We start from the raw sequence: 26638 nt of genomic DNA, 5'->3' as shown, positions 1-26638 counted from the left end.
GGGTATAGATTATTCATTGTTGAAGAGTCTGAAAAGCTACAGCGCTCCTTTATTAGGGAGCGCTTTTTTGGTGCAAAGACATGAACGAATTTCTTCACCATCTCTCTTTGTTAAGTAGTCAGATCAAGACGGATCATACCCGCTTCTTATACACTCTCATTGCGAAGATATATGCTACAACCAAGATCCCGACACACCAGGCAAGCGCGACCCATATATCATTGCCTACCGGCTGACCCAACATTAGTGCCCGGATCGCTTCCACGATGGAGGTTACCGGTTGATTTTCGGCAAAGGCTCGAACGACCGAAGGCATCGACTCGGTTGGTACAAAAGCAGAACTGATAAAAGGCAGGAATATAATCGGGTAGGAGAAGGCGCTTGCGCCATCCACAGATTTGGCGGACAGTCCGGCAATTGCCGCGACCCAGGTTAATGCCAGCGTAAACAGAGTGAGTATGCCAGCTACCCCAAGCCATGACAGTATCCCTGCGGGTGAACGAAAGCCCATAACGAGCGCTACGAGAATGATGACTATCACCGACAAAAAGTTGGATAACAGAGAGGTCAGCACATGTCCCCATAATAAGGTGGAACGTGAAATCGGCATGGAGTGAAACCGCTCGAATATGCCCCGCTGCACATCAATGAACAGACGGTAAGACGTGTAGGATATACCGCTAGCTATAGCAATCAATAGTATACCCGGCAGTAGATAATTTACATAATTATCGGTTCCGGTATGAATGGCTCCACCAAACACATAGACGAACAGCAGCATAAACGCGATGGGCATAATGGTGACCGTAATAATGGTGTCCATACTGCGGAAAATATGCCGCATGGAACGTCCAAGCATAACGCTCATATCGCTAAAAAAGTGTTTTTTCACCGTTTCCATTTAGTTTGCCTCCTGTTTGCCGATGATTGCGAGGAATATATCCTCCAATGTTGGCTGTTTTTCCACATACTCGACCTTTCTGGACGGGATCAACTTTTTTAGATCCGAGAGTGTTCCGCTAGCGATAATCCTGCCTTCATGCAGAATGGCAATTCGATCGGCAAGCTGTTCCGCTTCTTCTAAATACTGCGTGGTCAGGAATACCGTCGTACCTCCGGCTGACAGCTCCTTTACAATCTTCCAAACCTCTATACGTGCTTCGGGGTCAAGTCCAGTCGTTGGCTCGTCGAGGAAAATGATCTGCGGTTTTCCCACAAGGCTCAAGGCGATGTCGAGTCTGCGGCGCATACCACCAGAATAAGTAAACACCCTGCGGTCGGCGGCATCTGTCAGGCCAAAACGTGTAAGCAAATCGTCCGCAACCTGACGGGGATTTTGGAGGTATCGAAGTTTGGCAATCATGATCAGATTTTCTCGTCCGGTTAAAATCTCGTCTACGGCGGCAAATTGCCCAGTCAAACTGATCGCTTGCCGCACATTGTCGGGTTTGGTTTCCACATCGAACCCGTTTACGGTGGCGGTTCCGCTATCTTTTTTGAGCAGCGTGGTGAGGATTTTGACAACGGTTGTTTTGCCCGCACCGTTGGAGCCGAGCAGGGCGAAGATGCTCCCTTTTTCCACCTCGAAATCAACGCCCTTAAGGACTTGCAGTTGCTTGAAGGATTTTTGCAGGCCATTCACATGAATTGACTTGTTTTGCATGGGATCCCCTCCTTAGATAACCGTAACTTTTGACAAATTGGCATCCATGCCTTTAAGGGCGGCATACGTCAGTTTATCCATCATCGCACCGTCAAAGCAGATGGTTTTGATAATACGGTAATATTTTTTAGACCACGAAGATGTCGGGAAAGAGACGTTCTTAAGTGTCGCATTTTTAAACGAAACTTCGTTCAGTGCTGCCTTATCAAACTTGACACCGATAAAAGTTTGCCCGTCAAAACACATCCCTCCCAGATCGGAAGATTTGAACTCCACGCCGTCAAAGATACAGTTTTGAAAAATGGTTTTTCTAAGATCGGTCAAGGAGAACGTGACGTCGGTCAGTCTTACACCTGTGAATTTTGCTCCGTCCAGTCCCGACTTGCTGAAGATTGTGCGTACAAGGATCGATCGATTGAAGCTCACATTTCCTAGGTCTAGGGTGGATAGGTTGCAATCAGTCAAATTTGCGCCGTCGAAATTGGCATCCCGCACATCGCTGCTGGCAAACGAGCTGCCGGTCAAGTCGGCGTTCGTGAAATTAGAGCCTCGCAACGCGCTGGACTTAAATTGTCCTTTATGGGCGATAACGCCCGCAAAGTCGCTTGTTGGTAGGTTACTCGCGTTAAAGTTCGTCACCACCTGCCGCTCCAGAGAGCGGGAGAGGTTGGCGACCTCCTGTACCGTTTGCTCAATATCACCGATGCTCTCTATGGTCATCTCAAAAGCAGTTTCATCATCCTTGCCCTCGGCTTTGAGATCACGGAACCTCTCCTGCAAATCGGAGTGAAGGTCTGCTTTCAATTCGGTGACGCTTTTCACCTCATCGTACGGTGCGAAAACGCCATTCAAATAGTGGGTTAACTTCTCATTCATAACCTCAACACTCCCTATAATAAGTTTTCAAGAACACGCTTGGCGTACTCCCAGTTGTCTTTGTTACTGGCATGCGTTGCCTTACCCTTTTCAGTAATCCTGAAATATTTACGACGTCCACCTTGAGATTCATCGCCCCAATACCACTCGATATCGCCCTCCGCTTCAAGTCGCCGAACGCTGGAGTACATGGTGGCTTCTTTTAATTCGTACTCACCACCCGAGCGCTCGGCAATCATTTTGACAATCTCGTACCCGTATCTGTCAGCTTCGGATAAGAGCCGTAATATCATCGTATCGGTATGGCCGCGTAGTAGGTCGGATGTAATTTTATTCTGGCTCATGTAATCACCTCGCATCTGTATAATACGACACACTACTGTGACTGTCAAGGTAGTATTACGAACAAAATACCTTGATTGAAAATTTGATTTTTCAGAACGATATTTAAAAGGGATTAACTTTCCAGAATGAGCCGGAAATTCGCTTTAATTTTGGCAGGAGGTTACGGAATCAATTGGTTAATTTTAGCATTATCAAACTGAGACAAAATTTGCTAAAGTAATCTAAAGTTACTCTAACTAATTACAGCTATGCTGGCGGAGGATAGGACGAAGTATGAGGAAGTTTTTGAGTGAGCAGTCCATTGAGGCATTTAGATCGATCATTAATTACAATCCGGATGCCATCTTCATTGTTTCCAACGAAGCAAAGATCGTTGAAGTGAATGAAGGGGTTACAGAGTGTTTAGGTTATAAAAAGGAAGAAATTATGGGTTCATCTTACAAAGATATATTTTGTCTACATCAGCTTGATTTGATTAGCCAGTTTTTCTTTGAAGTTTTAAAGGGTGCATCCTGTCAATACGTTGCCGAAGCTTATCATATAAATGGAAATATCGTTCATTTGCAAATTAAGCAAGTTCCCTTGTTCTTTGAAGGCAAGGTCAATGGTATTTTTGGAGTAGCTAAAAACATTACTGAGCAAAGGCAGTTGCTCACGGCCTTGAAAGAAAGTGAAGAGCGATATCGATTGTTAGCAGAAAACTCCCTTGATCTTATCCAACTGATTAATCTTGACGGTATTGTGGAGTATGCTTCTCCTTCTCACAAAATGGTACTTGGATTTGATCCAAAAGAATACATAGGCAAATGGGTATTCTATCAACCGAATGATGAAGTAGATGAGAATTTTCGTACGATTTTTATGAGTATGTTGCTTTTACAAAAGCCCTTTACCTATGAGATACAGCGTCAGCATGAACAGGGATTTCCAGTATGGTTAGAGTTAAAAGGAACACCGATGTTCGATGAGTCCGGTGATTTTAAAAATATGATGCTTGTCGGAAGAGAAATAACAGAACGAAAAAAGTACCAAATACAATTGGAGCAATTAAGTTATCATGATGCCTTAACTGGAGCACCTAACCGAAGATTTCTTAATAAAATGTTAAGTGATGCCTTGAGTGGAGAAAAAACAGATGTGGGTCAGCTGGCTGTCATGTTTGCAGATCTAGACAATTTTAAGCAGATTAATGATACATTAGGGCATGATGCTGGGGATGAGTTACTTCGTCAATTTGTAAAGAGGGCTGGAGCTTACCTTCGAGAACACGAGGTTTTGACCAGAATGGGTGGTGACGAATTCGTATTTGTAATTCCCCAAGTTCAATCCTCCTCAGACGTCAGGCAAATGGCTGAAGATATCTTAGAATCGTTGCAACTTCCCTGGAATATAGACGGGCAGGAGCTCTATACTACTTCCAGCATAGGAATTGCCTTTTATGAGAAACACGACACAGTAAAAGAACTGCTTCAAAAAGCAGATGCGGCTCTCTATCTTGCTAAAGCGGAAGGGAAAAATACATATCGCATATTCTCCTTCCTTGACTCGTCAATTTCCTAGTGCGAATACCGCACGTATGTCTCATTCGCACAGGCAAGTAGTCCACTTCTCGCGTAAACTGAAGTAGATCAGTAGAGCGAGGTGAAAATCCATGGCTAAAACCAACGAAATACGCCTTAAGGCAAAGCGGTATAAGGCCCGGCCCGTCTGCGTGACTCTTCATAATGGTGAAACGTACATCGGTTACATTTCTGACGTCAATAGCGGAGGCGTGGTGCTTACCGGAGGAGGCAAAGTATCGCGCACAGCGACCACAGGGGACAGTACCCAGCGTTCCAATAAAAAGGTCGTTTCACGCAGCAAAAACGGTCGTCCTCAGAACCGGAAACGGGTAAATGGTACACGCAAACCATCTACCCGCTCGCGCGCAGTATCACGTGCGCAGGTTTCGTCCTTTCTACCGATGATGGGCTCGCTGTTTGGCGGGCTTGGTGGTGCGGCTTCGGCTGGAGGTATACTTGGAGGTGGAATGCGGCTATTTGGCATGATCCAGCAATTCATGCCGGTCATGAAAATGGGCTACGGCATGATCAAATCCATCCATCCGTTTATGGGTGCCGTCAAAGGTCTGATGGCTCCACCTAGTCAGGCCGAAGAGGAAGAGGCCTAATTCGAAATTCAGCCCCTTTGACGTAAGGGGCTTTTCTTTTTTAGTATCCATGTGTTATTGATAAATCGAGTTTTTAAAAAAAGTTGCGAAGCTTTGACCATTTGGATATGATTATCTAATTGGTTGTTTCAGCTTATACATTTAATTGATGATAAAAGATAGTGAGGTCAGAAAACAATGATTGCAAAAACAGAAGAAGACTTTAATGGTTTGAAGGAAATTGGCAGAATTGTTGCCTTTATTAGAGATGAATTGGTACAAAGAACAGTTCCTGGAGTAACAACGAAGGAACTTGATGATATAGCTGGAGAGCTTTTCGAGAAAGAAGGCGCAGTCTCAGCTCCAAAAAGTGCATATAATTTCCCTGGCTTTACTTGCATTAGTGTTAATGAAGAAGTGGCACATGGTATTCCGGGGCAACGGGTTATTCAAGAAGGAGATCTAGTCAATATAGATGTCTCTGGCTCGAAGAACGGCTATTTCGCTGATACAGGAATCTCGTTTGTAGTAGGCGAAGGAGACGAAGTATTAACGAAAATATGCGACGTTGCTAAACTGGCATTTGAAGCAGGTCTTAAGAAAGCAAAACCTGGATCCAAAAAAAGCGGCATCGGAAAAGCGGTATTCTTAACAGCAAAACAGCATGGATTAACCGTTATTAAAAATCTTACAGGACATGGTGTTGGACGTAACATACACGAAGCACCTGACCATATTTATAATTATAACGATACATCGGATGATGAGTTATTAAAAGAAGGCATGGTTATTGCATTCGAACCATTTATCTCAACTTTAGAAGAACAGGTGTATCAAAAAGAAGACGAATGGACCTTTGCTACCGAAAAAAGCTATGTAGCTCAAATCGAACATACGATTATCCTTACTAAAAATGGTCCGATTATTGTCACACAATAATATCAAGTGTATTGTCTAAGGTCGATTTCCCAACTGGGAAATCGGCTTTTTTTGATGCCCTGTAACAAAACGATTCGAGGTAGGAGGGAATGAGCTATATGGAATGATGTAGAATAATAATATCGAGGAACAAAAACTACAATTGTTAAATTGTGATGAGGAGCGGATGGAGTTTGAACAGAACAGTCATACTGGAGCGTCTTCAATCACAGATCTGCGAGGGAAATCACATCATCGGTGTCTCAACAGGCACGGGGATTACAGCCAAGTATGCAGCTCAGAGTGGAGCGGATTTTATATTAATGCTGAACTCCGGCAAGTTTCGCCAGATGGGCAGGAGCTCTCTAGCCGGCTTTTTGCCGTTTTGCAACAGTAATGATATGGTGATGGATTTTGCGTCAAGAGAAATTGTGCCGCTGGTGAGGCATTCTCCCGTACTCTTTGGACTGAATGCGAATGATCCAACCATAGAAATAGCTGATTATATAGAGGAAATCAAGAGGAGAGGGTTTTCGGGAGTCAACAACTATCCTACGGTCGGCTTGATCGACGGATTATTCAGAGAGGCTCTGGAGGAAGACGGAATTCGTTATGACATCGAGGTTGAGGCCATACGCCGGGCCCATCGACAGGATTTGTTTACGGTGGCGTTCGTATTTGATGAGCTTCAGGCGGCCCAGATGATTGAAGCGGGAGCAGATGTAATCTGTGCTCATCTCGGCCTGACCGAAGGCGGGTTATTGGGTGCACGAAAGGTTGTATCCTTGGAGGCCGCCAAATCAAAGGCGCTGCGTATTTTTGATACCTGCAATCAGCTTAAGCCGGATTTGATCAAGATGATTTATGGCGGTCCGGTAAAGACGCCGGTCGATGTCCAGTACATGTATAGCGACAACACAGACATTATGGGCTATATTGGCGGGTCTGCTTTTGAACGAATTCCTTCTGAGAAGTCGATTACGGTAATTACTCGCGATTTTAAACGCCTGGGTAAACTTGATGAGGACGATTTTATGGTCAAAATGCTGAAAGGCATCACCCAGCATTATGATTACGTTGAGTTTGTCAAAGAGTATGTGGCGCAAAACTATAGTAGTGAAATTGTTTTTTCGGATCTGGCCAAGGTTGCTCATGTTTCCCGCAGCTATTTGAGCAGTTTGTTTAAAAAGGAGGTTGGCTGCAGCTTTCAGACCTATCTGGTGAGCTTCCGCATCAATAAAGCCGTCACGCTTCTTCATGCGCCACAGCTTCAATTATCCGAAGTGGCCGGGATGGTTGGGTATCCCAATTACGCACAATTCAGCAAAATGTTTAAAAAGCTTAAGGGCTGCTCCCCCAAAAAGTACAGATCTAACCTAAGCACAAAAACATAGAACATAAAAGCGTTTTCATAAATAAACAGGACCAGTATGATGAAGTTATAACGATCGTACTGGTTTTTCTGTTAGCGAAAAAATCAGCATGCTACCTGCGATCGAGCTTGGTTTCTAAAGAGTCATACGAGGAGGCCGTGGAATGAAAACCGTCGCAATTATTGGAACGTTTGATACAAAGGGTGATGAATACCTTTACATCAAGAGCATTGCAGAGGAGCTTGGGTTGGGGACATTGATGATTCATACAGGTGTATTTGAATCGTCCTTTGTTCCGGATGTGTCCAATCAGGAAGTCGCCCACGCCGCAGGCATGGTCATAGAAGAACTTGCGGCAAAGAAGGATCGGGCTTTGGCTACAGAGGTTTTGTCCATAGGATTGAAGAAGCTGGTGCCACAGTTGTACAAACAAGGTAAATTTGACGGAGTCATTTCCTTTGGTGGCACTGGTGGGACCTCACTGGTCACACCTGCCATGAGAGCTCTGCCGATTGGTGTCCCTAAGGTGATGGTATCCACCGTTGCTTCTGGAAACACAGCTCCATACGTAGGCACGAGTGATATTGTCATGATTCCGTCTGTGGTGGATGTAGCAGGATTGAACTCCATTTCTACAAAAATATTTACAAATGCATTATTTGCGATGGCGGGCATGCTCAAGTTTGAGCATACACACAAACCGGATAAGAAGCCGCTGGTTGCAGCTACGATGTTTGGAGTGACAACACCATGTGTGACAGCGGCAAGAAAATATTTGGAGGAGCGGGGCTACGAGGTGCTTGTGTTCCACGCCACGGGCATCGGAGGGCAGTCGATGGAGGCGTTGATTGAAGCAGGCTTCATTGAAGGAGTATTGGACTTGACGACGACGGAGTGGGCGGATGAAATCATCGGCGGTGTCTTAACTGCGGGGCCGAATCGCTTGGAGGCTGCAGGCCACAATCGCATTCCGCAGGTAGTCTCGGTAGGCGCTTTGGATATGTGCAATTTTGGGCCGAGCGATACGGTGCCTGAGAAATTCAAGGATCATACCTTTTATCAGCATAATCCGACGGTAACTCTGATGAGAACCACGGTGGAAGAGAATGAGCAGATCGGCAGGAAGCTTGCGGAGAAGCTGAACATGGCAAAGGAACGCACCGTGCTAATGCTGCCCCTTAGAGGCGTATCCGCAATTGATGTGGAGGGGGAGCCTTTCTACGGACCGGAGGAGGACCGGATGTTGTTTGATACCCTGCGCCAGCATGTCGATCGCACAATTGTTGAAGTGATTGAAATGGATTGCGCCATCAACGATCCAGCCTTTGCAGAGGCTGCAGCACAAAAGCTGATCGCTCTCATGACATCAAATTCTTAATGAATTTAATAAGGAGGATATACGAAATGAATAAGCTGAACAGATCAGAAATTATGAACAAATTTAGAGAAGAGGTACAGCAGGGTAAAATTCTACTAGGTGTCGGGGCAGGTACAGGCATTACGGCCAAGAGCAGTGAAGCAGGCGGAGCAGATATGTTGATCGTATACAATTCCGGCCGGTATAGAATGGCGGGCCGTGGCTCGCTGGCGGGCTTGCTCTCCTATGGAGATGCCAATCAAATCGTCGTTGAGATGGGTGCCGAGGTGCTGCCCGTCGTCAAACATACGCCTGTTCTGGCAGGGGTGTGCGGCACCGACCCTTTCCGAATAATGGAGGTATACCTGAAGCAGCTGAAGGAGCAGGGCTTCAGCGGAGTTCAAAACTTCCCAACCGTTGGTTTGATTGATGGGGTGTTCAGACAAAACCTGGAGGAAACCGGTATGGGGTACGATCTGGAGGTTGAAATGATCCGTATCGCCCATGAATTGGATTTGCTGACTACGCCGTATGTTTTTGATCCTGCTCAGGCAAAGGCCATGGCGGAGGCGGGGGCTGACATTTTGGTAGCACACATGGGGTTGACGACCAAGGGCTCCATTGGTGCAAAAACAGCACTGACCCTGGACGACTGTGTGCAACGAATTGAGGCTATTATTGAAGCAGGACGGGCTGTGAACCCGGAAATCATGATTATTTGCCACGGTGGACCCATTGCAGAGCCGGAGGATGCGGCTTATGTCATTGAGAGAACGAAGGGCATTGATGGATTCTTCGGCGCATCCAGCATCGAGCGTTTTGCGGCAGAGAAAGGCATTAGACAGCAGACGGAGTCCTTCAAGTCGATTCGGAAATAGTATTCAACCTAACGACAGTCAATTATTTGGCTGTCGTTTTTTTATCCATAGGGGAAGAGGAGACTCTCAACTCCTCATATGAGCGCTTACAATTTTCTGTTGCGATCAGCCCTAATGTTCAGTAAATTGGGAGGTACATACCGATGGGAGGGCTGAACAACAATCATGTTGACCAGATGGCTGCGACGAATAACGCCAGGTACGTTTAAACACCGAATACTATTTTCGTTTCTGTTATTCCTCCTGACGCCTATAGCCATTTTAGTTCTCTACAACTTCCGAGAAACGGAAGTTATGCTCCAGCGGGATGCTTCGGACATTAACGTCAAGCAACTCGAAGGCATCAAAGCCGATCTTATTGATTTGATGAGTCTTGTGATGAAGACTGGGATGCTGCTGGATCAGGATTCTGTTCTCCGCGAAGTGATGCAGAAGCCGGAATTATATAATGCCATCCATCGAAAGCGAATTGTGGAAAATAAATTTGCTAGTATTGAAAACAGTTTTTTCCTTACGGGAGCTACCGTATTTTATACATTGATCGATTTAAAAGGAAACGCTTACACTTCGTATACGCCGGAGAATTCTTTGAATTATGCCCACATCAGTTCCGAGCCCTGGGTACAGGAGCTGAAGAGGACTGAGGGACAACGGTACGTATGGAAATCCAATGATTTGACGACCGGCATTCGTGAGAGAAAAGGAAATCGGATGCTGAGCCTTTACGAAGTGCTGCGTGACGACGGACTGAAACCATTTGCTTATGGACGTTTTAGTATCGATTATGAAGCATGGTTTCAGGAAAAAACGGAGGAAAATACATTTGGCAGCGATGGTGAAGGGGCCTATTTTCTAATGGATGGATATGGGCAAATTATGCTTCAATCCAAGTCGGGGGATAACATACCCTCTGCCGTGTCATCTGCCATTACAGCAGCAAGTCAGAGCCAGGGACAGGATACCTCCTCCCAATCCATTGTGAACAATCATATGATGTATACCTATAGCAAGATTCAAGAGCTTGACGGTTATCTTGTGAAAAAGATCCCCCTGTCCTTGTTATTCGAAGAAGTGAACAAACAAAAGCTGAGGTTCTATACCGTATATGGGGCGATCCTGCTGATGTTTGTGCTGCTGACTTACTTCATTTCCTCAACGGTTACCGGTCCTTTAAAGCATCTTCAACGAAAAATGGAGACAACCGTAAAATTGAATTTGAAGACAAAGCTGCCGGAACAAGGCAGAGGTGAATTGCTGGCGCTAACCCGAAGCTTCAATTTCATGATCGCAGACATCAATAATCTGTTGGAACAGTTAAAGCTGGAGGAGCGGCAAAAGCAGTTTGTCCGATTTCAGGTGTTGCTTGGTCAGATGAATCCTCATTTTCTGCTGAATACGCTAAATACAATCAAGAGCATAGCACTGGATAAGGATGAAGATGAGATTTACGAGATTTGTGTATCGTTAGGAAAAATATTAGAAACTACGCTGAATTTGGAGGTTGATCTTATTCTTCTGAAGGAGGAGATTGTGCTAATCGAATCCTATATGGATATTCAACGGAAACGGTTTGGACATGGCATCGAGCTCCATTATGAAGTTTCCAGGGATTTGGAGTATGCACTGATTCCGAAATTTTGTCTTCAGCCGCTGGTAGAAAATTCGTTGATTCACGGGTTTGGACAATCACAGCTTGAGGGGCGGATCGACATTCGTGCTTCAATCCACCATTCGATGCTTATTTTGGAGGTTGCGGACAATGGTATAGGAATGAAAAAATCCCAGGCGAATCAGTCCTACCGGAAACGAAAAAGCATTGGCATACAAAACCTTCGCGAGAGCTTGGAGCTTATGTTTAAGAACCAGCCAACAGGACTTCGGATAGAGTCGACGGAGGAAGGAACGCAGGTCATCATGCATTTCCCATTATTGTTATCCAAACCATATTTGAAGGAGGGGAGCACCATTGTGGCGCACATTGATCGTTGAAGATGAACAGTACGCAAGAGCAAGCTTGCGCAAATTGTTTACAAAGGCGAATATCCCGTTTGAAATTATCGGTGAGGCGGTAAATGGCAAGGAAGGTTTGCAGTTGATCCGGGAACTGCAGCCCGATGTTGTCATTTCCGACATTTTCATGCCGCTAATGGATGGCATCCGTTTACTCCAGCTCACGAGAAAGGAAGGACATGAATGCCGATTCGTTATGTTGACGGCAGTAAGTGAATTCGAGTATGCCAGACAAGCATTGGAATACGGGGCTTCAGGTTATTTGATGAAACTTTCTCTGGATTTGAAGGAACTGAAGCAAACCATGGACAAAGTAGCCGGAGAGCTGACGAGAATGGATAAGCTTCGCCTGGCAGATAAATGGTTCCCGGATAAGACTTCCCTAGAACCAACAGATCATCCAGAGCTGAACCGAATGATTACCTACATTGAGGAGCATTTCGCCGAGGATGTGACATTAAAGGGATTGGCTGAATATGTTCGCATGGATGCCAGTTATATTAGTGATTTATTCAAGAAGAAGATGGGGATCACGATGACGCATTTTATTCAGAACCGCCGCGTTCAAGCAGCGAAAATGCTGCTGACAGAGACGGAGAAAACGGTGAGTGAAATTGGCAGGTTGGTAGGCTTCGAGAACGACAATTATTTCATTAAAATATTCAAGCGGTGGTGCGGGTTGACCCCGAACGAGTACCGGAAAGAACAAAAAATCGTTCTATGAATATCCAAATACCGTTCATACCCCCAATGTCAGGCTGGTGATAAAGTTAAAGACGTAGCAAGCAGCTTATCAACTTGATAAGGGGGACTGTAAATGAAATATAGAAATTGGTTAAAGGTTGCTTTGATTACGACTTTGACAGCTTCGATGCTCAGCGCCTGCGGAGGGGCTAACAACGAAGGAGCGAGTGCGGGATCGGCGAATCAAAATGCCGGTGAGACCATTAATCTCACGCTATGGGGAGCTGTTCCTGCCGAGGCTGGACCTCAAGAGGTGATTGACAGCTGGAATAAAGAAAATCCTGACATTCAGGTCGAGTACTTCCGTTATGTAAATGATGACCCCGGCAACCTGAAGCTGGATACGGCGCTCATGACGGGTCAGGACGCAGACTTGTTCGTCAACTACGCGATTAACCGTTTACAGAAACGTGTTGATGCAGGAGTCGCTTTGGATCTGAGCAGCAGAACCGATTACAACATCGACGAGCAAATGGGAGTAGACGCCGCTCAATGGAAAATCGGGGATAAGTATTATGGCATTCCGACAAAGAAAAACATGTTATTCATCTGGCTTAACAAAAGCATGCTGGATGAAGCCGGTCTTCCGATTCCTCCCGTTGATTGGACATGGGATGACTTGAGGGAATACTCGAAAGCGCTAACAAAATCAAATGTGTACGGTCTTATGCAGCATGATGCTGCTTTTACCGCTGCAATTGACGGTACCATTGCGGGCCTTGGCGTAACCACGCCGGAAGGAACATCTAACTTCAATAATGATCTTTGGAAAAAGCAGCTTCAAATCGTGCATGACATGATGTTTGTAGACAAATCGACACCCGAATATGGAGAACAAGTAACCAGCAAAATGCCTGTAGATACAATGTTCCTCAAAGGGGAGGCAGCGATGTTAGCCGCAGGAGAATTTATTTTCCGCAACGCCAATAACCTGAAGGAATTTCCGCATGACTTCAAAATCGCATTCGCTACAATTCCGAAAGTATCTGCCGATCAAAAGGACTATAAATATGCTGGCGGTTTAGGTGACATGCTCTCCGTTAATGCAAAATCCAAGCATCAGGATGCGGCATGGAAATTCGCAAAGTGGTATGCGGACGGCGGAATGTTGCCGATGGCGAGCGGAGGACGTCTTCCATCCTCGAAGAGCGTCGATAACAAGCAGGCGATGGACCTGCTGCTCAAGGGTGTTGAAGACAAATACGATACAGAGTCGATGAATAGCGTTGTGTTCGGAGAGTTCCCATCATTCCAGCTAAATGTACCGCAGCAAGCGCTGGATGCCCGCAAGGAAGAATACGAGAAATACTTCCTGAATGAGCAGGATATCGATACAACGCTTAAGAATATGGCCAAACGCCATCAGGAATATATCAAATAATCAAATAATCGAATATTGACAATATCCCTAAGAGAGAAGAAGGATTCTTCGCTTCCGTCTTCTCTCTTTGCTGTATTTAAAAAGTTCCATACGAGAAGAAAGGCGGCGTTTTCTGTGAAAAGGAACAGCTGGATTCGGAAACAAGGCTGGGTGGGCTACGTATTTATTTTGCCTAATATGCTCGGTATCCTCGCATTTTTTATTCTGCCAGCCTTGTACTCCTTCTTTATGATGTTCACGGACTATCAATTCGCCAATCCGAATTGGACGTTCACCGGGTTAGATAATATCAAACGCCTTTTTGGTGATGATCAGTTCTATGCTTCAATTAAATATACAATCATATTCCTGATGTCCGTTCCGGTCTCATTGGCAATTGCATTTCTCGTTGCTCTTGTGCTTAACCGGAGCGTGTATTTGAAAGGATTGCTTAGAGGCATGTTCTTCCTGCCATATATCTCTAGCGGTGTTGCCGTTGCTTTTGTATGGATGCTGCTGTTCCAGCCGTCCCAGGGGCCGATTAATGAAGTGCTTCGCTTTATCGGCATTGTATCGCCTCCCGGCTGGTTCGCTGATTCGAGTTCGGCGATGTATGCCATTGACGTCGTGCAGATATGGTTTATGTTAGGCTACAACATGATTATCTATCTGGCAGCCCTGCAGGAGATTTCGACCGAGCAACTTGAAGCCGCACGTATCGACGGTGCAGGGAAAGCGACTATTACATGGAGGATTGTATGGCCGCTTGTTAGTCCAACGACATTTATGCTACTGATTACGGGGCTGATTATGACGGTCAAATCCTTCTCTCTCATCCAAGCGATTACGGGCGGCGGCCCAAGCGGAAGCACCACGATTCTGTCGCTGTTCGTCTACAAAACGGCATTTAGCTATTATGAGATGGGCTATGCATCAACCATTTCCTGGTTCCTGTTTGCAGTTATTCTTGTCATTACCATAATCCAATGGGTCGGCCAAAAACGCTGGGTCCATTACTAGAGAGGAGCTGGCCTATGTTTAGAACAACGAAGACACGCTCGGTTAAGCTTTCTGTCACGATCCTCATGTTAATTGCAGGGTTGTTTATGATTGTTCCTTTTCTATGGATGCTCAGTACTTCCTTCCAGACCCCGAGTGAAGTATTCCGTCAATGGCTTCCTTCGAAGCTCGACTGGACCAGCCATAAGCGAATCTGGACGGGGAACTATAATTTTCTCCCTTATTATTTGAACTCCATTAAGATTGCTGTGATTGGTACAGCTGGTGCTGTTTTTTTGTCGGCCTTTGCTGCTTATGGCTTCGCCCGTACGGAATTTAAAGGACGTAATACCCTCTTCATCGTGTATCTATCCATGATGATGATACCTCCTCAAGTCGTTTTTGTTCCGAAGTTTATCCTGTTTAACTGGCTTCATATTTATAACACACATTGGGCATTAATTCTGCCAGCCATGTTCTCGATATTTGGTGTATTTATGCTCCGTCAATTCTTTCTCAGTATTCCGAACGAGATTACAGAATCTGCATTACTCGATGGTGCGGGTCATTTTCGGATTTTCTTCAAGCTGGTGTTACCGTTAGCCAAACCAGCGCTTGCAACGTTTGCAATTATCGATTTTTCCTGGCAGTGGAATGATTATGAGAATGCTCTGGTTTTCCTGCAGAGTCCAAAGCTTTATACAATTCCGCTTGGTTTACAAAATTTCGTTCTGGAAAACAACGTTGACTATAACGGCATGATGGCAGCTTCTTCCGCAGCGATTATCCCTATGATTTTAATCTTTCTGCTTGGTCAGAAATATATTATTCAAGGCGTATCCAGTTCAGCTGTAAAAGGCTAATTCAAAGGAGGCTTATATAATGAGACGCGAAAAACTATTATTCGATGTTACGGTCATTGGCGGAGGACTTTCCGGGATTTGTGCCGCTATTGCAGCGGCAAGATTAGGTCAAAAGGTTGCACTTGTGCATAATCGTCCTGTACTTGGCGGCAATTCCAGCTCCGAGGTACGTGTATGGGTATGCGGTGCAACGGGGCATGGCGTGAATCGTTATGCACGGGAGACCGGCATTATGGGTGAATTATTCATTCAGAATCAACAACGGAATCCGGAAGGCAACCCTTATTTGTGGGACGTTACTTTGCTGGAGGCAGTAAGAGCCGAACCTAATCTCACTTTGTTTATGAATACAGATGTTAGAGAAGTAGAAGCAGACGGTGAGAAGGATGCAAGGATAATTCGTAGCGTGAAAGGCTGGATGATGGGCTCCGAGCGTGAGATTACGTTTGAAAGTGAGATGTTCCTTGACTGTACAGGTGACGGACTCGTCGGATTTCTCGCTGGAGCAGCATACCGGATTGGCCGTGAAGCCCGTCATGAGTTCGGGGAAGAATGGGCACTGGAAGTTGCTGATGATATTACGCTTGGCAGCACACTGCTGTTCTATACGAAAGATACCGGAAAACCGGTACGGTTTGTAGCCCCATCGTTTGCTAAAGACATTACGACAACCCCCATTCCGCTAAAGCGTGTGATCCGCAGTGGAGATTCGGGCTGTCATTACTGGTGGATTGAATGGGGCGGAGAGCTGGATACGGTACATGAGAATGAGCAGATTCGGGATGAGTTATGGTCTGTTATTTATGGCGTTTGGGATTATATTAAGAACTCCGGCAAGTTTCAGGCCGAGGAGATGACGTTGGAATGGGTGGGCTCGATTCCAGGCAAACGCGAATACCGCCGCTTCCTTGGTGATACGATTCTGACGCAAAATGATGTTATCTCTCAACGCCCATTCGACGACCGCGTCGCCTTTGGCGGTTGGTCCATCGACCTGCATCCCCCACAAGGGATGTATGCAAGCGAGAGCGGCTCCAAGCATCTGCATGCAGATGGCATTTATCATATTCCGTTTGGGAGCCTGTATTCCCGCAATGTCAGCAATCTGCTGTTTGCGGGACGTAATATCAGTGCATCGCATGTTGCATTCGGAACAACCCGCGTCATGGCAACTTGTGCGGTAATGGGAGAAGCCGCAGGTGTAGGCGCTGCCTTGTCGGTAATTAAAGGTATCACGCCTCGTGAGCTGCGTGAGCAGCATTTAACCGAATTGCAGCAAACGATGTTGCGGACCGATGCCTCAATTATAGGACTGAGAAATATGGATTCCGCTGACATTGCGAGAAAGGGGACCATCACGGCTTCAAGCACGATGACCCGCATTTTGATCAACGAACCTTCCGAGGAGTACCGGCTGGTCGTTGACGTTGGATGGCTGTTCCCGACCGAGGGTGGAATTGAAGGATTTAGGCTGTTGGTCTCTGCCCGAGAAGCGACAAGTTTGACTATTGAACTGTGGGACACAGGTCGCCATGAGAATTATGTACCGGCAAACTTCAAGCAAGCTTTGGACATCCAAGTCGATGTAGGTGAGGAGCAATGGTTGGATGTGCCTGCAGACAGTGCAATGATTGGAGGCGATCCTTGTAATGTATTTGTCATTGTTCGGGCGAATGAAGCAGTTAGTCTCTACACATCAGCTGTCCCGATAAGTGGTGTCCTCGCCTTTGAGAGAGGGGTCAAACCAATAGTCAGCTCCGATCTGGAGGATCATCAGCCAAATCAGCCGATTATCGAATGGTCGATGAAGCGCCTTGTCCGGAAGCCATTCTGTTTTGCAGTTGAGACTGACGCGTATTCACCTGATAAAGTCATCAACGGCTATGTCCGTCCGTTTGGCGGTCCACAGCTGTGGATATCGGAACCCATCGCTAATGGCGGTGAAGAATGGATTGAAGTCAACCTTCCAGAACCAGTGGATATTCGGGAAATTCACCTTACTTTTAATGACGATGTTAATGAGGATTTGATCAATTTGCATCATCATGAAACACCGTTTCTGACCATTCCGGAGTTGGTTAAGAGCTATGAGGTGCAGGCTTATATTAATGGGCAATGGGAACGTATTGCTGGTGATAACCATAACCTTACTCGCAAAAAGATTCATCGTCTTGAGAATCCGATACTATCCAAACGGATTAGGGTCATCATCAAGGAAACGCACGGGGGCGATCGGGCAGAAGTGTACGAAATTCGACTATATGTTTCTCATAGATGACGGCCCCCGTTTTCCGCAGGTAGCATCCATAAATTGATGGTTGGCCGATATCTCGCCTTCTTCTCCTGAATTCTCATCGTATGGAAAAGAATCTTGATAAACGATATACTAGCTTATAATTGCTTTTTTGTTGAGGTGAATATCAAATGGAAGAAGTCGATGAATCCAAACAACTTGTATTACAAATTGGTGCTGCCTTAAAAAGGTACAGAAAAGAAAACAACATGAGCTTAGATGACTTAGCGGAATTGACAGGCGTGAGCAAACTTACTTTGGGAAATATCGAACGTGGAGAGACAAATCCAACTTTGGCGATGATCTGGAAAATTTCCAAAGGCATATCTTTACCACTCTTGGCTTTGTTCAAATCAGAAGAGCCTGTAAGTTTGTATCGAGCCGGCGAAGGACTGCGTTTTTCTAATGAACAAAAAAATTGGGTTATTGAGCCCGTCTTTAAAAATGCTAGCAGCGATATTGAAATGTGTCGGGCTTACATACAGCCCAATAGCTCCTATCACCCTGAAGGACATCATGTGAATACAACTGAAATTGCGACCGTAATGACGGGATCTATTGAAATTCAAGTCAATGAAGAGATTCACACATTGAATCAATACGATACGATTAGTTTCCGTGCTGATTCTCCACACTCTTATACCAATCATACCAATAGTGAAACCGTGCTGCATATAGCCTTGAAGTATGGTTTCTAAAAGTAGCATATTTTCGCTTATGAAAACAACTCCGAATTCCATCACCGGAATTCAGAGTTGTTTTTGTTTTTCAGAAGATTAAATTATAATATAAAATACTTATTGTAAATAATGATATATTATAATATACTTTTGTTGTCCGCGCGGATCATATTACAACATTTTTATAATCAGCAGAGAACAAATAGTACCTGTAATTTCAGGAAGGAGTAATGGAGATGCTGAACAATCAAAATACAAAAGCCCTACCATCCTCTATAGGGTTTATCATTCTTGGCATTATTTTTATTGCTGCTAATTTACGTACTCCCTTAACATCAGTGGGTCCTTTAGTGAGTCTAATAAGGGATGACGTTCATATTTCAAATACATTAGCGGGCTTGATAACGACTTTACCCTTGCTTGCCTTTGCTTTATTATCACCTCTAGTACCCAAATTAGGCCGAAAATATGGGGTGGAACGTATCATTTTGCTTGCCCTAATTTTTTTGACAATTGGTATTGTAATACGTTCTTTATCTGGTGAAGCCAATCTGTATATTGGAACAGCCATTCTCGGATTTGCAATTGCCATATGTAATGTATTATTGCCAAGTATAATCAAAAGAGATTTCCCTAATAAAATTGGCTCTATGACAGGTCTCTACTCTGTTTCAATGTGTTTATGTGGAGCCATCGCATCAGGAATCAGTGTACCGCTAGCAGTGAACGCAGGTCTTAAATGGCAGGGAGCATTAGGAATATGGGGGATTCTAAGTTTTGTAGCCATTCTCTGTTGGTTACCCCAATTAAGAAATCAATCGAAGCAAACAGTCACGACAAGTCAACAGAGGGCCAGTAACGATGTGAGTGTTTGGCGTTCCCCTCTTGCATGGCAAGTAACCTTGTTTATGGGTATACAGTCTATGGTTTTCTATGTGTTAATCGCATGGTTACCTGAAATTTTAAAGCAGCAAGGAATTGATTCGACCCAATCAGGTTGGTACCTCTCGATAATGCAATTAGCACTGCTTCCATTTACATTTATTGTTCCTGTTATTGCAGGGCGCATGTCTAGCCAACGTTTGTTAGTGGTTATCACTACCATTTTGCTTTTGACGGGAACGCTCGGGCTTCTTTACGGAAGCTCCAATATCATATTATTGTGGATCATATTACTGGGAATTGGTGGGGGCTTCGCCTTTAGTTTATCCATGATGTTTTTCGGGTTACGCACTGAAAATGCACATCAAGCTGCGGAACTGTCTGGCATGGCGCAATCGATCGGATATCTTCTTGCCGCAATTGGTCCTGCCCTTATAGGATATCTGCATGATGCGACAAATAGTTGGGATATGCCGCTTTTCATTTTGCTTGGCGCTTCGGTCTTACTCTTGTTAGCCGGAATGGGGGCAGCAAGAAACCGTTTTGTAGGTAGCGGAAGTAGTTATGAGCTGCCACGGAAAGGATGATAACGATGTTTAACAAAATTATTGTGGCCATTGATCAAGCTGAAATAACGAACAAACTTCTCAATGCAACCGTTGAAATAGCCCGAGATAAACAAAGCCAAGTTACCTTGGTTCATGTTAGTCAGGAATATGTATCGAATGGTATGACCTATTTACCAGAGAATTTCTTGGAAGAAATATTGAACGAAATGAAGAAAGCGAGTCTGGAAAAGTTGCAACAAGCCAAATCCAAATTAAAATCTGTGGGGATTAACTCAGAAACAGTTCTTCTTAAGGGAGATCCTTCACATGAAATATTAAAATATGCAAAGGATACTGAGCAGCAACTTATTATAATTGGAAGCCGGGGGCTAAGTGGCATAAAAGAAATGATGCTTGGAAGTGTCAGCCACAAGGTTTCACAGTTATCAAAATGCCCAGTCCTCATTGTGCACTAAATCATTAGAAAACTGCAAGGCTGATGCATTAATAGTCTCGCCCCCTACTAGAGCAAAACTATACTTTGTTCTAGTAGGGGGCGATGATTGTTTTTAAACGAACTTTGGTTTCAATATGAAGGGATAAGCTTATCCATTGGTTATGCCCCCAACCCCCTTTTTAAAATAAATGATTTGACTTACAGTTAACTCTATGTCTTATACTCCGAATAGGAAGAAAAATAAGTGGCTTTTTGGAGTAGAGCATTTACAATTTGTTAGGATTAATAGGATGTGGGGTGTGAACAGGGGATAGGTAATGCTAAATGGATTGTAATAACGATTCAAATAAACTAAATCACGTAATGAATTGGAGATTTAATCAACAATGATGAAGAGCAAGAGCAATAATTGGAATGTATTTGGCCTGGCATTGCTGCTGGGTTTATTTTCAACATTAGGTCCATTTACGATTGATATGTATTTACCGGCTTTCCCTGAGATTGCAGGGAATTTCAATACAAGCGCATCACTTGTTCAGTTTAGTCTTACTGCTTGTTTATTAGGGTTAGGTATGGGACAACTCGTTATGGGTCCTTTGAGTGATGCTCACGGTAGACGCAAACCGTTGTTAATCTCCATGGCGGCCTATATTATTTGCTCCTTGGCGTGCGCATATGCTCCTAATATCGGGCTCTTGATTTTGTTTCGTTTCACTCAAGGATTTGCGGCCTCAGCAGGGATTGTCATTTCTCGTGCGATAGCTAGGGACCTTTATAGTGGACATGAACTTACTAAATTCTTCTCTTTGCTGCTGCTTGTAGGGAATTTAGGGCCTTTGGCAGCACCGATCGCTGGAAGTGGTATTCTTTCATTCACGTCATGGATTGGTGTGTTTATCTCACTCTCATTTTTGGGCGTTTTCTTATTAATAATGACCAAATGGAGTTTGAAAGAGTCCAACCCGCCTGAACGACGTATGGCTCCCGACTTCAAGCAGCAGTTGGGGAATTACAAAACGCTTCTACGTGACCGCAAATTTGTTGGTTATATGCTGGCACAGGGAATCATGACGGCTGGCGTCTTTGCATATGTAGCGGGAACACCATTTATTTACCAAAATATTTATGGAGTCACACCAACTGTATTTGCTATATTATTTGCCTCGAACGGGATCAGCTTGATCATCGGTTCTCAAATCGTGGGACGGTTGGCACAACGTATACCGGAGCAGACCCTTCTATTAGCTGGACTCTGGCTTGCTTTGGCGGCAAGCGCTGCTGCATTGGTGGTAACTATAGTTCATGGTCCGCTGTTCGCTTTGGTCATTCCATTGTTCTTCTTCGTTTGCTCCATAGGGATTACGTCTACTGCGGCTTTCCCGCTTGCCATGGAGAGTCAAGCCAAGATGGCTGGAAGTGCAGCAGCACTGCTCGGAGTTGTTCCTTTCCTTCTAGGTGCCCTCGTTGCTCCTCTGGTTGGTATCGCAGGTGAAGACACTGCTGTCCCGTTAGGACTCACTTTATTAATGACGAGTCTTGTTGCGATTCTTACTTACTTCCTACTCGTTAAAAACATCTCGCATCAAACCCCACAACATGCTCAGTCTGATCCTGACTTTAATTGAGAATATGAGGGTTCCACCCTGTTGAATACAGAAAACCGTTGAACTTTGATTTAAAGACTCAACGGTTTTTCTATTGTGTGTAATGAAGGAAAGACGGCAAAGAAATTTCGAAAGGTTAGCCCTTCGGGATCTTCCGATAGCTGGAAGGGGAGTATCCCGATATTTTTTTGAAGAGGCGGGAGAAATAATAGGGATCACTAATGCCCACTGCATAGCTGACTTCCTTAATACTCAGTTCGGTAAGATCCAGAAGATGACCAGCCCGCTGAATCTTGAGCCGGAGGAAATATTCGATCGGAGCGACGCCCGTTTCAGAATTAAACAGAAAGATCAGGTGCTGCTTCGATACCCCGACATGCTTAGCCAACTCTGTAAGAGAAATAGAGTCGCTCATATGTACATTCATGTATTGAATTGCCTGTTCCAGGTAAGATTCACGTTTCTTCTCTTGTGCTGATTTGACGGCATTTAAGCCAATCCCGGAAAGCAACTGTCTTGTCGTTTGGGCCACATGTAAGTGGGTAGTCAGAGCATATGTCCGCTCGGCCAGCATTTCATAAGTAGGGACGAACCATTCCATTAAACGGGCTTTGCCGCTTGGCGATAAAGAGAGAGAGGCGTTAGACAAACCAAACATCTTCACCAATCGATTCGCATGGCTGCCTTTGAAATGAAACCAGTAGATACTCCATGGATTCTTCTGCATTGCCCCGTAACGATGTGCAGTTTCGGGTGGGATGATCATCATATCTCCCTGCTGAATCATCATTCGCTCTCCATGATTCAGCTCAACCCATCCTTCTCCCGCTTCACAAAAAATGAAAATATGTGATGGACTGCCTTCCAGACGTTCCCTGAAATGATACTGAGCGTTGGGAAAATAGCCGATATCCGTAATGAATAAGGTAGAGGTCAGTTCTTCTTGTTCCAGTTCTTTCATCCAATATTCCGGAAGTACATATAGCTTCTGCTCTTCAAATCCCTCACGCTTGCGAATATGGTCTGGCCCCATTCCAGTTACCCCCGTAATTCATAATTAGAATAAGAATATAATCCATCAATACCCGCATTTCGTCAATTGGAACCTGCCTTGCCAGCATATACAGTATAACTATCAAGACAAGGGAGGCAGTTCTGACATGAAGCATGAGGCTGTGGATCATAAGCTGGAGGTGGGTCCAACCGGGTCCAATCAGGTACAAGTGTGGGAAACCAGCGTGTTGATACCAACGTATGAGGCGGGTGAAGCTGACCCGAATCCTATGTTTCTGGAGAAAAGAGTTTATCAGGGAAGCTCCGGTCGTGTATATCCGCATCCAGTGATCGAGAGTATCTCGGATGTGAAGCATGATAAAAATTACAAATTGGTTATTCTGGAGAATCCATATATCCGTATTGAGATCATGCCGGAAATCGGCGGCAGAATCTACCGCGCGCTTGACAAGACGAACAATTATGATTTTGTCTATTATAACCGTGTTATTAAGCCTGCGCTGGTGGGCCTTGCTGGTCCTTGGATCTCCGGAGGAATTGAATTTAACTGGCCTCAGCACCACCGCCCTAATACATTTGGTCCGGTTGAATACAAATACGAGGAAAATGACGATGGCAGTGCTACAGTATGGGTAAGTGAGATTGACCGGATGTACGGCACAAAAGTAACGGCAGCCTTCAAGCTCTATCCAGACAAAGCCTACTTGGAGATCCATGCTCAATTATACAACCGGACACCTGAGCCGCAGACCTTCCTGTGGTGGGCGAATCCGGCTGTAGCGGTTAATGAATATACGCAATCCGTGTTTCCTCCAGACGTAACGGCTGTATTTGATCATGGCAAAAGGGATGTCTCGCGTTTCCCAATCGCGACCGGGACCTATTACAAACAGGATTATTCGGAAGGCGTAGATATTTCACGGTATAAAAACATCCCGGTTCCGACTTCGTACATGGCTTATAAATCCGATTATAATTTCGTCGGCGCATACGATCACGGCGTAGAGGCCGGATTGCTGCATGTGGCGAATCATCATATTTCTCCTGGCAAGAAACAATGGACCTGGGGAAATGGGGAGTTCGGTCAGGCGTGGGACCGTCAATTGACCGATGAAGACGGCCCGTACATTGAACTCATGACTGGAGTGTACACAGACAATCAGCCCGACTTTACATGGCTGCATCCCTACGAGGAGAAGACCTTCACCCAGTATTTCATGCCCTACAAAAACATCGGTGTCGTAAAAAATGCCTCCATCGAAGCAGCCATCAATCTGGAAGTGGATGCTGAAGCCGGAGAGGCAGTAATCAAGGTATATGCCACATCTGAACTTGAACATGCCCTTGTGGAGTTAAGCGGAGCAGCAACCCGATATCTACAGGAAACGCTTGAATTGTCCCCGGTAAAGGTTTACCAGAAGGTTATACCGCTGGAGAGCGGGGAGCAGGAGCATGATTTGAAGCTTTCTGTCCGAAATAGGGAAGGCAGGCTGCTGATTTCCTATCAACCGAAACGTAAGGATATTGAGCGCGTCCCTGATGCTGCCAGACCACTGGTGGCACCGGAAGAACTGCATTCAACCGAAGAACTGTACTTGGCTGGTCAGCATCTGGAGCAATATCGTCATGCTACGTTTGAGCCTGAAGCCTACTATCTGGAAGGCTTGAAGCGGGACAACGGAGATATCCGGTTGAATGTAGCTTATGGAACGTTACTGCTTCGCCGTGGATTATATATAGACAGCGAGCCGTATTTCCGTAAAGCGATGGAGCGGTTGACCTGGCGTAATCCGAATCCTTATGACAGCGAGGCATACTACCAGCTGGGGGTAGCACTGCGTGGCCAAGGCCGTTTGGATGAAGCGTTTGCTGCTTTTCACAAATCGGTATGGTCGGCAGCATGGCAGGATGCAGGGTACTTCTCACTTGCTCAGATTTCCATCTTGAAAGGCCAGTACGTCGAGGCAATGGAACAGGTTGAGCGTTCACTCATCCGCAATTCCCGAAACTACAAAGCGCGTAATCTGAAAGCCGCATTGCTACGCAAGCTTGGGTTGTTTGATAAAGCAAAGGGCTATGCACTTGAAACCCTGGAATTGGATGTTGCGGATTTTGGAGCTTATAATGAATTGGCATTGGCTTATTCAGCCTTGGGAGATAAGGATGCTGCACAGGGTATTTTGTCTGAATTACAGCAATTGATGAGAAAGGATGCTCACAACTACCTGAATGTCATCGCAGACTATATGAACAGCGGTCTCTACGAAGAAGCCATTGAAGTAGGGGAAAGAATAGTGAATCCGGAGAATTCCGTCTATCCGATGCTGTATTATGCACTCGCTGCATTATATGAACGTACCGGACAACATGAGCATGCTCAAGAAGCTCGCCGTAAGGGACAATGGGCTGATCCAATCTATTGTTTCCCGAACACGTTGTTTGAACATGAGCTGCTGGTAAGTGCAGTTCATGCTAATCCGGAGGACGATAAGGCTCATTACTATCTGGGAAATTTCTATTATGACAAGAAACGGCCTATCGAGGCGATTGCCAGCTGGGAGCGGTCCCGCGAACTCCGCAATGATTATCCGACGGTACACCGCAACTTGGGGTTGGCCTATTACAACAAGCAGAACAACCCGCAAGCGGCCCTAACTTCGCTTGAGATGGCCTTTGCTTGTGCACCGCATGATGGTCGTATCTTCTATGAACTGGATCAGCTGCGTAAGAAGCTCGCATGGTCAATAGACGAACGCCTAAATATGCTTGAAGAGCGGCGAGATCTGGTTGAGAAGCGGGATGATCTGTATGTGGAATACGTAACCTTGCTAAACAATCTTAAACGTTATCAAGAGGCTCTCGCTGCCCTGTCTCTGCGCAATTTCCATCCGTGGGAAGGTGGAGAGGGAAAAGTGACGGGGCAATATAAGTTGGCTCATACCGAGCTTGGTAAACAAGCGCTGCAGAACGGTCATTATGAAGCAGCGACTCAGCATTTACAACAAGCATTAGTCTATCCGTTGAATCTGGGTGAAGGGAAGCTGGAAGGAGCTCAGGAGAACAATATTTATTATTATCTTGGCATGGCCTACGAAGGTATGCAGCGGGATACAGAGGCCATCGCCAGTTACACCATAGCTTCACAGGGTTTGGCAGAGCCGACAAGTGCGTTGTTCTACAACGATCAGCCGCCAGAAATGATCTTTTACCAAGGGTTGGCCTGGTTAAAGCTCCGTAACGAGAAGGAAGCCAAGCGCCGCTTCAATAAACTGATTGATTATGCTGAAAAGCATATTTTTGACGATATCCAATTGGATTATTTTGCTGTATCCTTGCCGGATTTCCTGGTATTTGATGATGATTTGAACCGGCGCAATGTAATCCATTGCCGATACATGAGAGGCTTGGGACTTCTGGGGCTTGGCCGTGAAGAAGAAGCTGGAACCGAACTTGAGTTGGTTCTGAAAATGGAGCCAGCTCATCAAGGAGCAATGGTTCATAGACGGTATTCCCGGCGACTGCGCGAAGGATGTCAACCTTAATGATCCCTCAAATAGCTATTGTCCATTGGCGGGGTCACAGAGGAAGAAATCTGTATAGCTAAAAACTAAAAAGAGGGTGTAAT

Annotated in this window: 22 protein-coding genes; 17 read left to right on the top strand and 5 right to left on the bottom strand. The window is 45.3% G+C overall.

Annotated features, from left to right (window positions below):
• Positions 1-133: 133 nt before the first annotated feature.
• Genes BMY78_RS13345 through BMY78_RS13330 form a run of 4 tightly spaced genes read right to left on the bottom strand, consistent with a single transcriptional unit; the run spans position 134 to position 2883 of the window.
• Positions 134-901, bottom strand: coding sequence for an ABC transporter permease (locus BMY78_RS13345; protein WP_090899244.1), 768 nt, complete (start codon positions 899-901; stop codon positions 134-136).
• Positions 902-1663: an ABC transporter ATP-binding protein gene (locus tag BMY78_RS13340; RefSeq protein ID WP_090899241.1), complete on the bottom strand. Its 762-nt coding sequence runs from the start codon at positions 1661-1663 to the stop codon at positions 902-904.
• A 12-nt stretch (positions 1664-1675) separates the two neighbouring features.
• On the bottom strand, positions 1676-2539 hold the full coding sequence (locus BMY78_RS13335; protein ID WP_090899238.1) for a pentapeptide repeat-containing protein: 864 nt from the start codon (positions 2537-2539) through the stop codon (positions 1676-1678).
• Positions 2540-2553: 14 nt separating this feature from the next.
• The gene (locus BMY78_RS13330; protein WP_090899236.1) at positions 2554-2883 is read right to left on the bottom strand and encodes a PadR family transcriptional regulator; all 330 of its coding nucleotides are present in this window, start codon (positions 2881-2883) and stop codon (positions 2554-2556) included.
• 286 nt (positions 2884-3169) lie between these two features.
• On the opposite strand from BMY78_RS13330, the gene BMY78_RS13325 reads away from it, so the two are divergent.
• From BMY78_RS13325 to BMY78_RS13250, 16 genes are all read left to right on the top strand, one after another.
• Complete coding sequence (locus BMY78_RS13325) at positions 3170-4444, top strand: sensor domain-containing protein (RefSeq protein WP_177185735.1); 1275 nt, start codon at positions 3170-3172, stop codon at positions 4442-4444.
• Positions 4445-4535: 91 nt separating this feature from the next.
• Positions 4536-5054 carry a hypothetical protein gene (locus BMY78_RS13320; protein WP_090899231.1) on the top strand — a complete coding sequence of 173 codons (519 nt, stop codon included), beginning with the start codon at positions 4536-4538 and terminating at the stop codon, positions 5052-5054.
• 177 nt (positions 5055-5231) lie between these two features.
• Positions 5232-5972 (top strand): type I methionyl aminopeptidase, encoded by a 741-nt coding sequence (gene map / locus BMY78_RS13315; RefSeq protein WP_090899228.1) that lies wholly within the window; start codon positions 5232-5234, stop codon positions 5970-5972.
• 173 nt (positions 5973-6145) lie between these two features.
• Complete coding sequence (locus BMY78_RS13310; protein WP_256222099.1) at positions 6146-7345, top strand: phosphoenolpyruvate hydrolase family protein; 1200 nt, start codon at positions 6146-6148, stop codon at positions 7343-7345.
• Between the two features lie 142 nt (positions 7346-7487).
• Entirely contained in the window at positions 7488-8702 is a 1215-nt protein-coding gene (locus BMY78_RS13305; RefSeq protein ID WP_090899222.1) for a Tm-1-like ATP-binding domain-containing protein, read from the top strand.
• A gap of 53 nt (positions 8703-8755) precedes the next feature.
• The gene (locus BMY78_RS13300) at positions 8756-9559 is read left to right on the top strand and encodes a phosphoenolpyruvate hydrolase family protein (RefSeq protein WP_256222215.1); all 804 of its coding nucleotides are present in this window, start codon (positions 8756-8758) and stop codon (positions 9557-9559) included.
• Positions 9560-9724: 165 nt separating this feature from the next.
• Positions 9725-11548 carry a cache domain-containing sensor histidine kinase gene (locus BMY78_RS13295; RefSeq protein ID WP_090899215.1) on the top strand — a complete coding sequence of 608 codons (1824 nt, stop codon included), beginning with the start codon at positions 9725-9727 and terminating at the stop codon, positions 11546-11548.
• The gene (locus tag BMY78_RS13290; RefSeq protein ID WP_090899212.1) at positions 11526-12293 is read left to right on the top strand and encodes a response regulator transcription factor; all 768 of its coding nucleotides are present in this window, start codon (positions 11526-11528) and stop codon (positions 12291-12293) included. Before BMY78_RS13295 ends, BMY78_RS13290 begins: the two co-directional genes overlap by 23 nt.
• Positions 12294-12386: 93 nt before the next feature.
• Positions 12387-13694, top strand: coding sequence for an ABC transporter substrate-binding protein (locus tag BMY78_RS13285; protein WP_090899209.1), 1308 nt, complete (start codon positions 12387-12389; stop codon positions 13692-13694).
• Between the two features lie 114 nt (positions 13695-13808).
• Positions 13809-14693, top strand: a complete 885-nt coding sequence (locus BMY78_RS13280; RefSeq protein ID WP_076289323.1) for a carbohydrate ABC transporter permease — start codon at positions 13809-13811, stop codon at positions 14691-14693.
• A 14-nt stretch (positions 14694-14707) separates the two neighbouring features.
• A complete protein-coding gene (locus BMY78_RS13275; protein ID WP_064637560.1) occupies positions 14708-15535 on the top strand; it encodes a carbohydrate ABC transporter permease in 828 nt (275 codons plus the stop codon).
• A gap of 19 nt (positions 15536-15554) precedes the next feature.
• Positions 15555-17813 carry an FAD-dependent oxidoreductase gene (locus BMY78_RS13270; protein WP_090899206.1) on the top strand — a complete coding sequence of 753 codons (2259 nt, stop codon included), beginning with the start codon at positions 15555-15557 and terminating at the stop codon, positions 17811-17813.
• A gap of 146 nt (positions 17814-17959) precedes the next feature.
• On the top strand, positions 17960-18526 hold the full coding sequence (locus BMY78_RS13265; RefSeq protein WP_090899203.1) for a helix-turn-helix domain-containing protein: 567 nt from the start codon (positions 17960-17962) through the stop codon (positions 18524-18526).
• 218 nt (positions 18527-18744) lie between these two features.
• Positions 18745-19977, top strand: coding sequence for a CynX/NimT family MFS transporter (locus tag BMY78_RS13260; RefSeq protein ID WP_090899200.1), 1233 nt, complete (start codon positions 18745-18747; stop codon positions 19975-19977).
• A gap of 5 nt (positions 19978-19982) precedes the next feature.
• On the top strand, positions 19983-20414 hold the full coding sequence (locus BMY78_RS13255) for a universal stress protein (protein ID WP_090899197.1): 432 nt from the start codon (positions 19983-19985) through the stop codon (positions 20412-20414).
• 367 nt (positions 20415-20781) lie between these two features.
• On the top strand, positions 20782-22020 hold the full coding sequence (locus BMY78_RS13250) for a multidrug effflux MFS transporter (RefSeq protein ID WP_090899194.1): 1239 nt from the start codon (positions 20782-20784) through the stop codon (positions 22018-22020).
• Positions 22021-22135: 115 nt separating this feature from the next.
• On the opposite strand, the gene BMY78_RS13245 is transcribed toward BMY78_RS13250, so the two are convergent.
• Entirely contained in the window at positions 22136-23032 is an 897-nt protein-coding gene (locus BMY78_RS13245) for an AraC family transcriptional regulator (RefSeq protein ID WP_090899190.1), read from the bottom strand.
• A 127-nt stretch (positions 23033-23159) separates the two neighbouring features.
• Between BMY78_RS13245 and BMY78_RS13240 the strand changes: the two genes are divergently transcribed.
• Positions 23160-26555 (top strand): tetratricopeptide repeat protein, encoded by a 3396-nt coding sequence (locus BMY78_RS13240; protein WP_090899187.1) that lies wholly within the window; start codon positions 23160-23162, stop codon positions 26553-26555.
• Positions 26556-26638 lie beyond the last annotated feature (83 nt).

Source organism: Paenibacillus sp. OK076, assembly GCF_900110055.1.
Taxonomy (GTDB): Bacteria; Bacillota; Bacilli; order Paenibacillales; family Paenibacillaceae; genus Paenibacillus.
The sequence above is the reverse complement of the archived record's forward strand: the minus strand, read 5'-3'. Positions and strand labels throughout refer to the sequence as shown.

Bases quoted from the DNA above. Each gene is read 5' to 3' on its own strand.
- BMY78_RS13335 (WP_090899238.1), bottom strand. From the start codon at position 2,539: ATGAATGAGAAGTTAACCCACTATTTGAATGGCGTTTTCGCACCGTAC.
- BMY78_RS13275 (WP_064637560.1), top strand. From the start codon at position 14,708: ATGTTTAGAACAACGAAGACACGCTCGGTTAAGCTTTCTGTCACGATC.
- BMY78_RS13340 (WP_090899241.1), bottom strand. From the start codon at position 1,663: ATGCAAAACAAGTCAATTCATGTGAATGGCCTGCAAAAATCCTTCAAG.
- BMY78_RS13305 (WP_090899222.1), top strand. From the start codon at position 7,488: ATGAAAACCGTCGCAATTATTGGAACGTTTGATACAAAGGGTGATGAA.
- BMY78_RS13240 (WP_090899187.1), top strand. From the start codon at position 23,160: ATGAAGCATGAGGCTGTGGATCATAAGCTGGAGGTGGGTCCAACCGGG.
- BMY78_RS13330 (WP_090899236.1), bottom strand. From the start codon at position 2,883: ATGAGCCAGAATAAAATTACATCCGACCTACTACGCGGCCATACCGAT.
- BMY78_RS13285 (WP_090899209.1), top strand. From the start codon at position 12,387: ATGAAATATAGAAATTGGTTAAAGGTTGCTTTGATTACGACTTTGACA.
- BMY78_RS13260 (WP_090899200.1), top strand. From the start codon at position 18,745: ATGCTGAACAATCAAAATACAAAAGCCCTACCATCCTCTATAGGGTTT.
- BMY78_RS13255 (WP_090899197.1), top strand. From the start codon at position 19,983: ATGTTTAACAAAATTATTGTGGCCATTGATCAAGCTGAAATAACGAAC.
- BMY78_RS13320 (WP_090899231.1), top strand. From the start codon at position 4,536: ATGGCTAAAACCAACGAAATACGCCTTAAGGCAAAGCGGTATAAGGCC.
- BMY78_RS13295 (WP_090899215.1), top strand. From the start codon at position 9,725: ATGTTGACCAGATGGCTGCGACGAATAACGCCAGGTACGTTTAAACAC.
- BMY78_RS13345 (WP_090899244.1), bottom strand. From the start codon at position 901: ATGGAAACGGTGAAAAAACACTTTTTTAGCGATATGAGCGTTATGCTT.
- BMY78_RS13300 (WP_256222215.1), top strand. From the start codon at position 8,756: ATGAACAAATTTAGAGAAGAGGTACAGCAGGGTAAAATTCTACTAGGT.
- map (WP_090899228.1), top strand. From the start codon at position 5,232: ATGATTGCAAAAACAGAAGAAGACTTTAATGGTTTGAAGGAAATTGGC.
- BMY78_RS13250 (WP_090899194.1), top strand. From the start codon at position 20,782: ATGATGAAGAGCAAGAGCAATAATTGGAATGTATTTGGCCTGGCATTG.
- BMY78_RS13265 (WP_090899203.1), top strand. From the start codon at position 17,960: ATGGAAGAAGTCGATGAATCCAAACAACTTGTATTACAAATTGGTGCT.
- BMY78_RS13270 (WP_090899206.1), top strand. From the start codon at position 15,555: ATGAGACGCGAAAAACTATTATTCGATGTTACGGTCATTGGCGGAGGA.
- BMY78_RS13245 (WP_090899190.1), bottom strand. From the start codon at position 23,032: ATGGGGCCAGACCATATTCGCAAGCGTGAGGGATTTGAAGAGCAGAAG.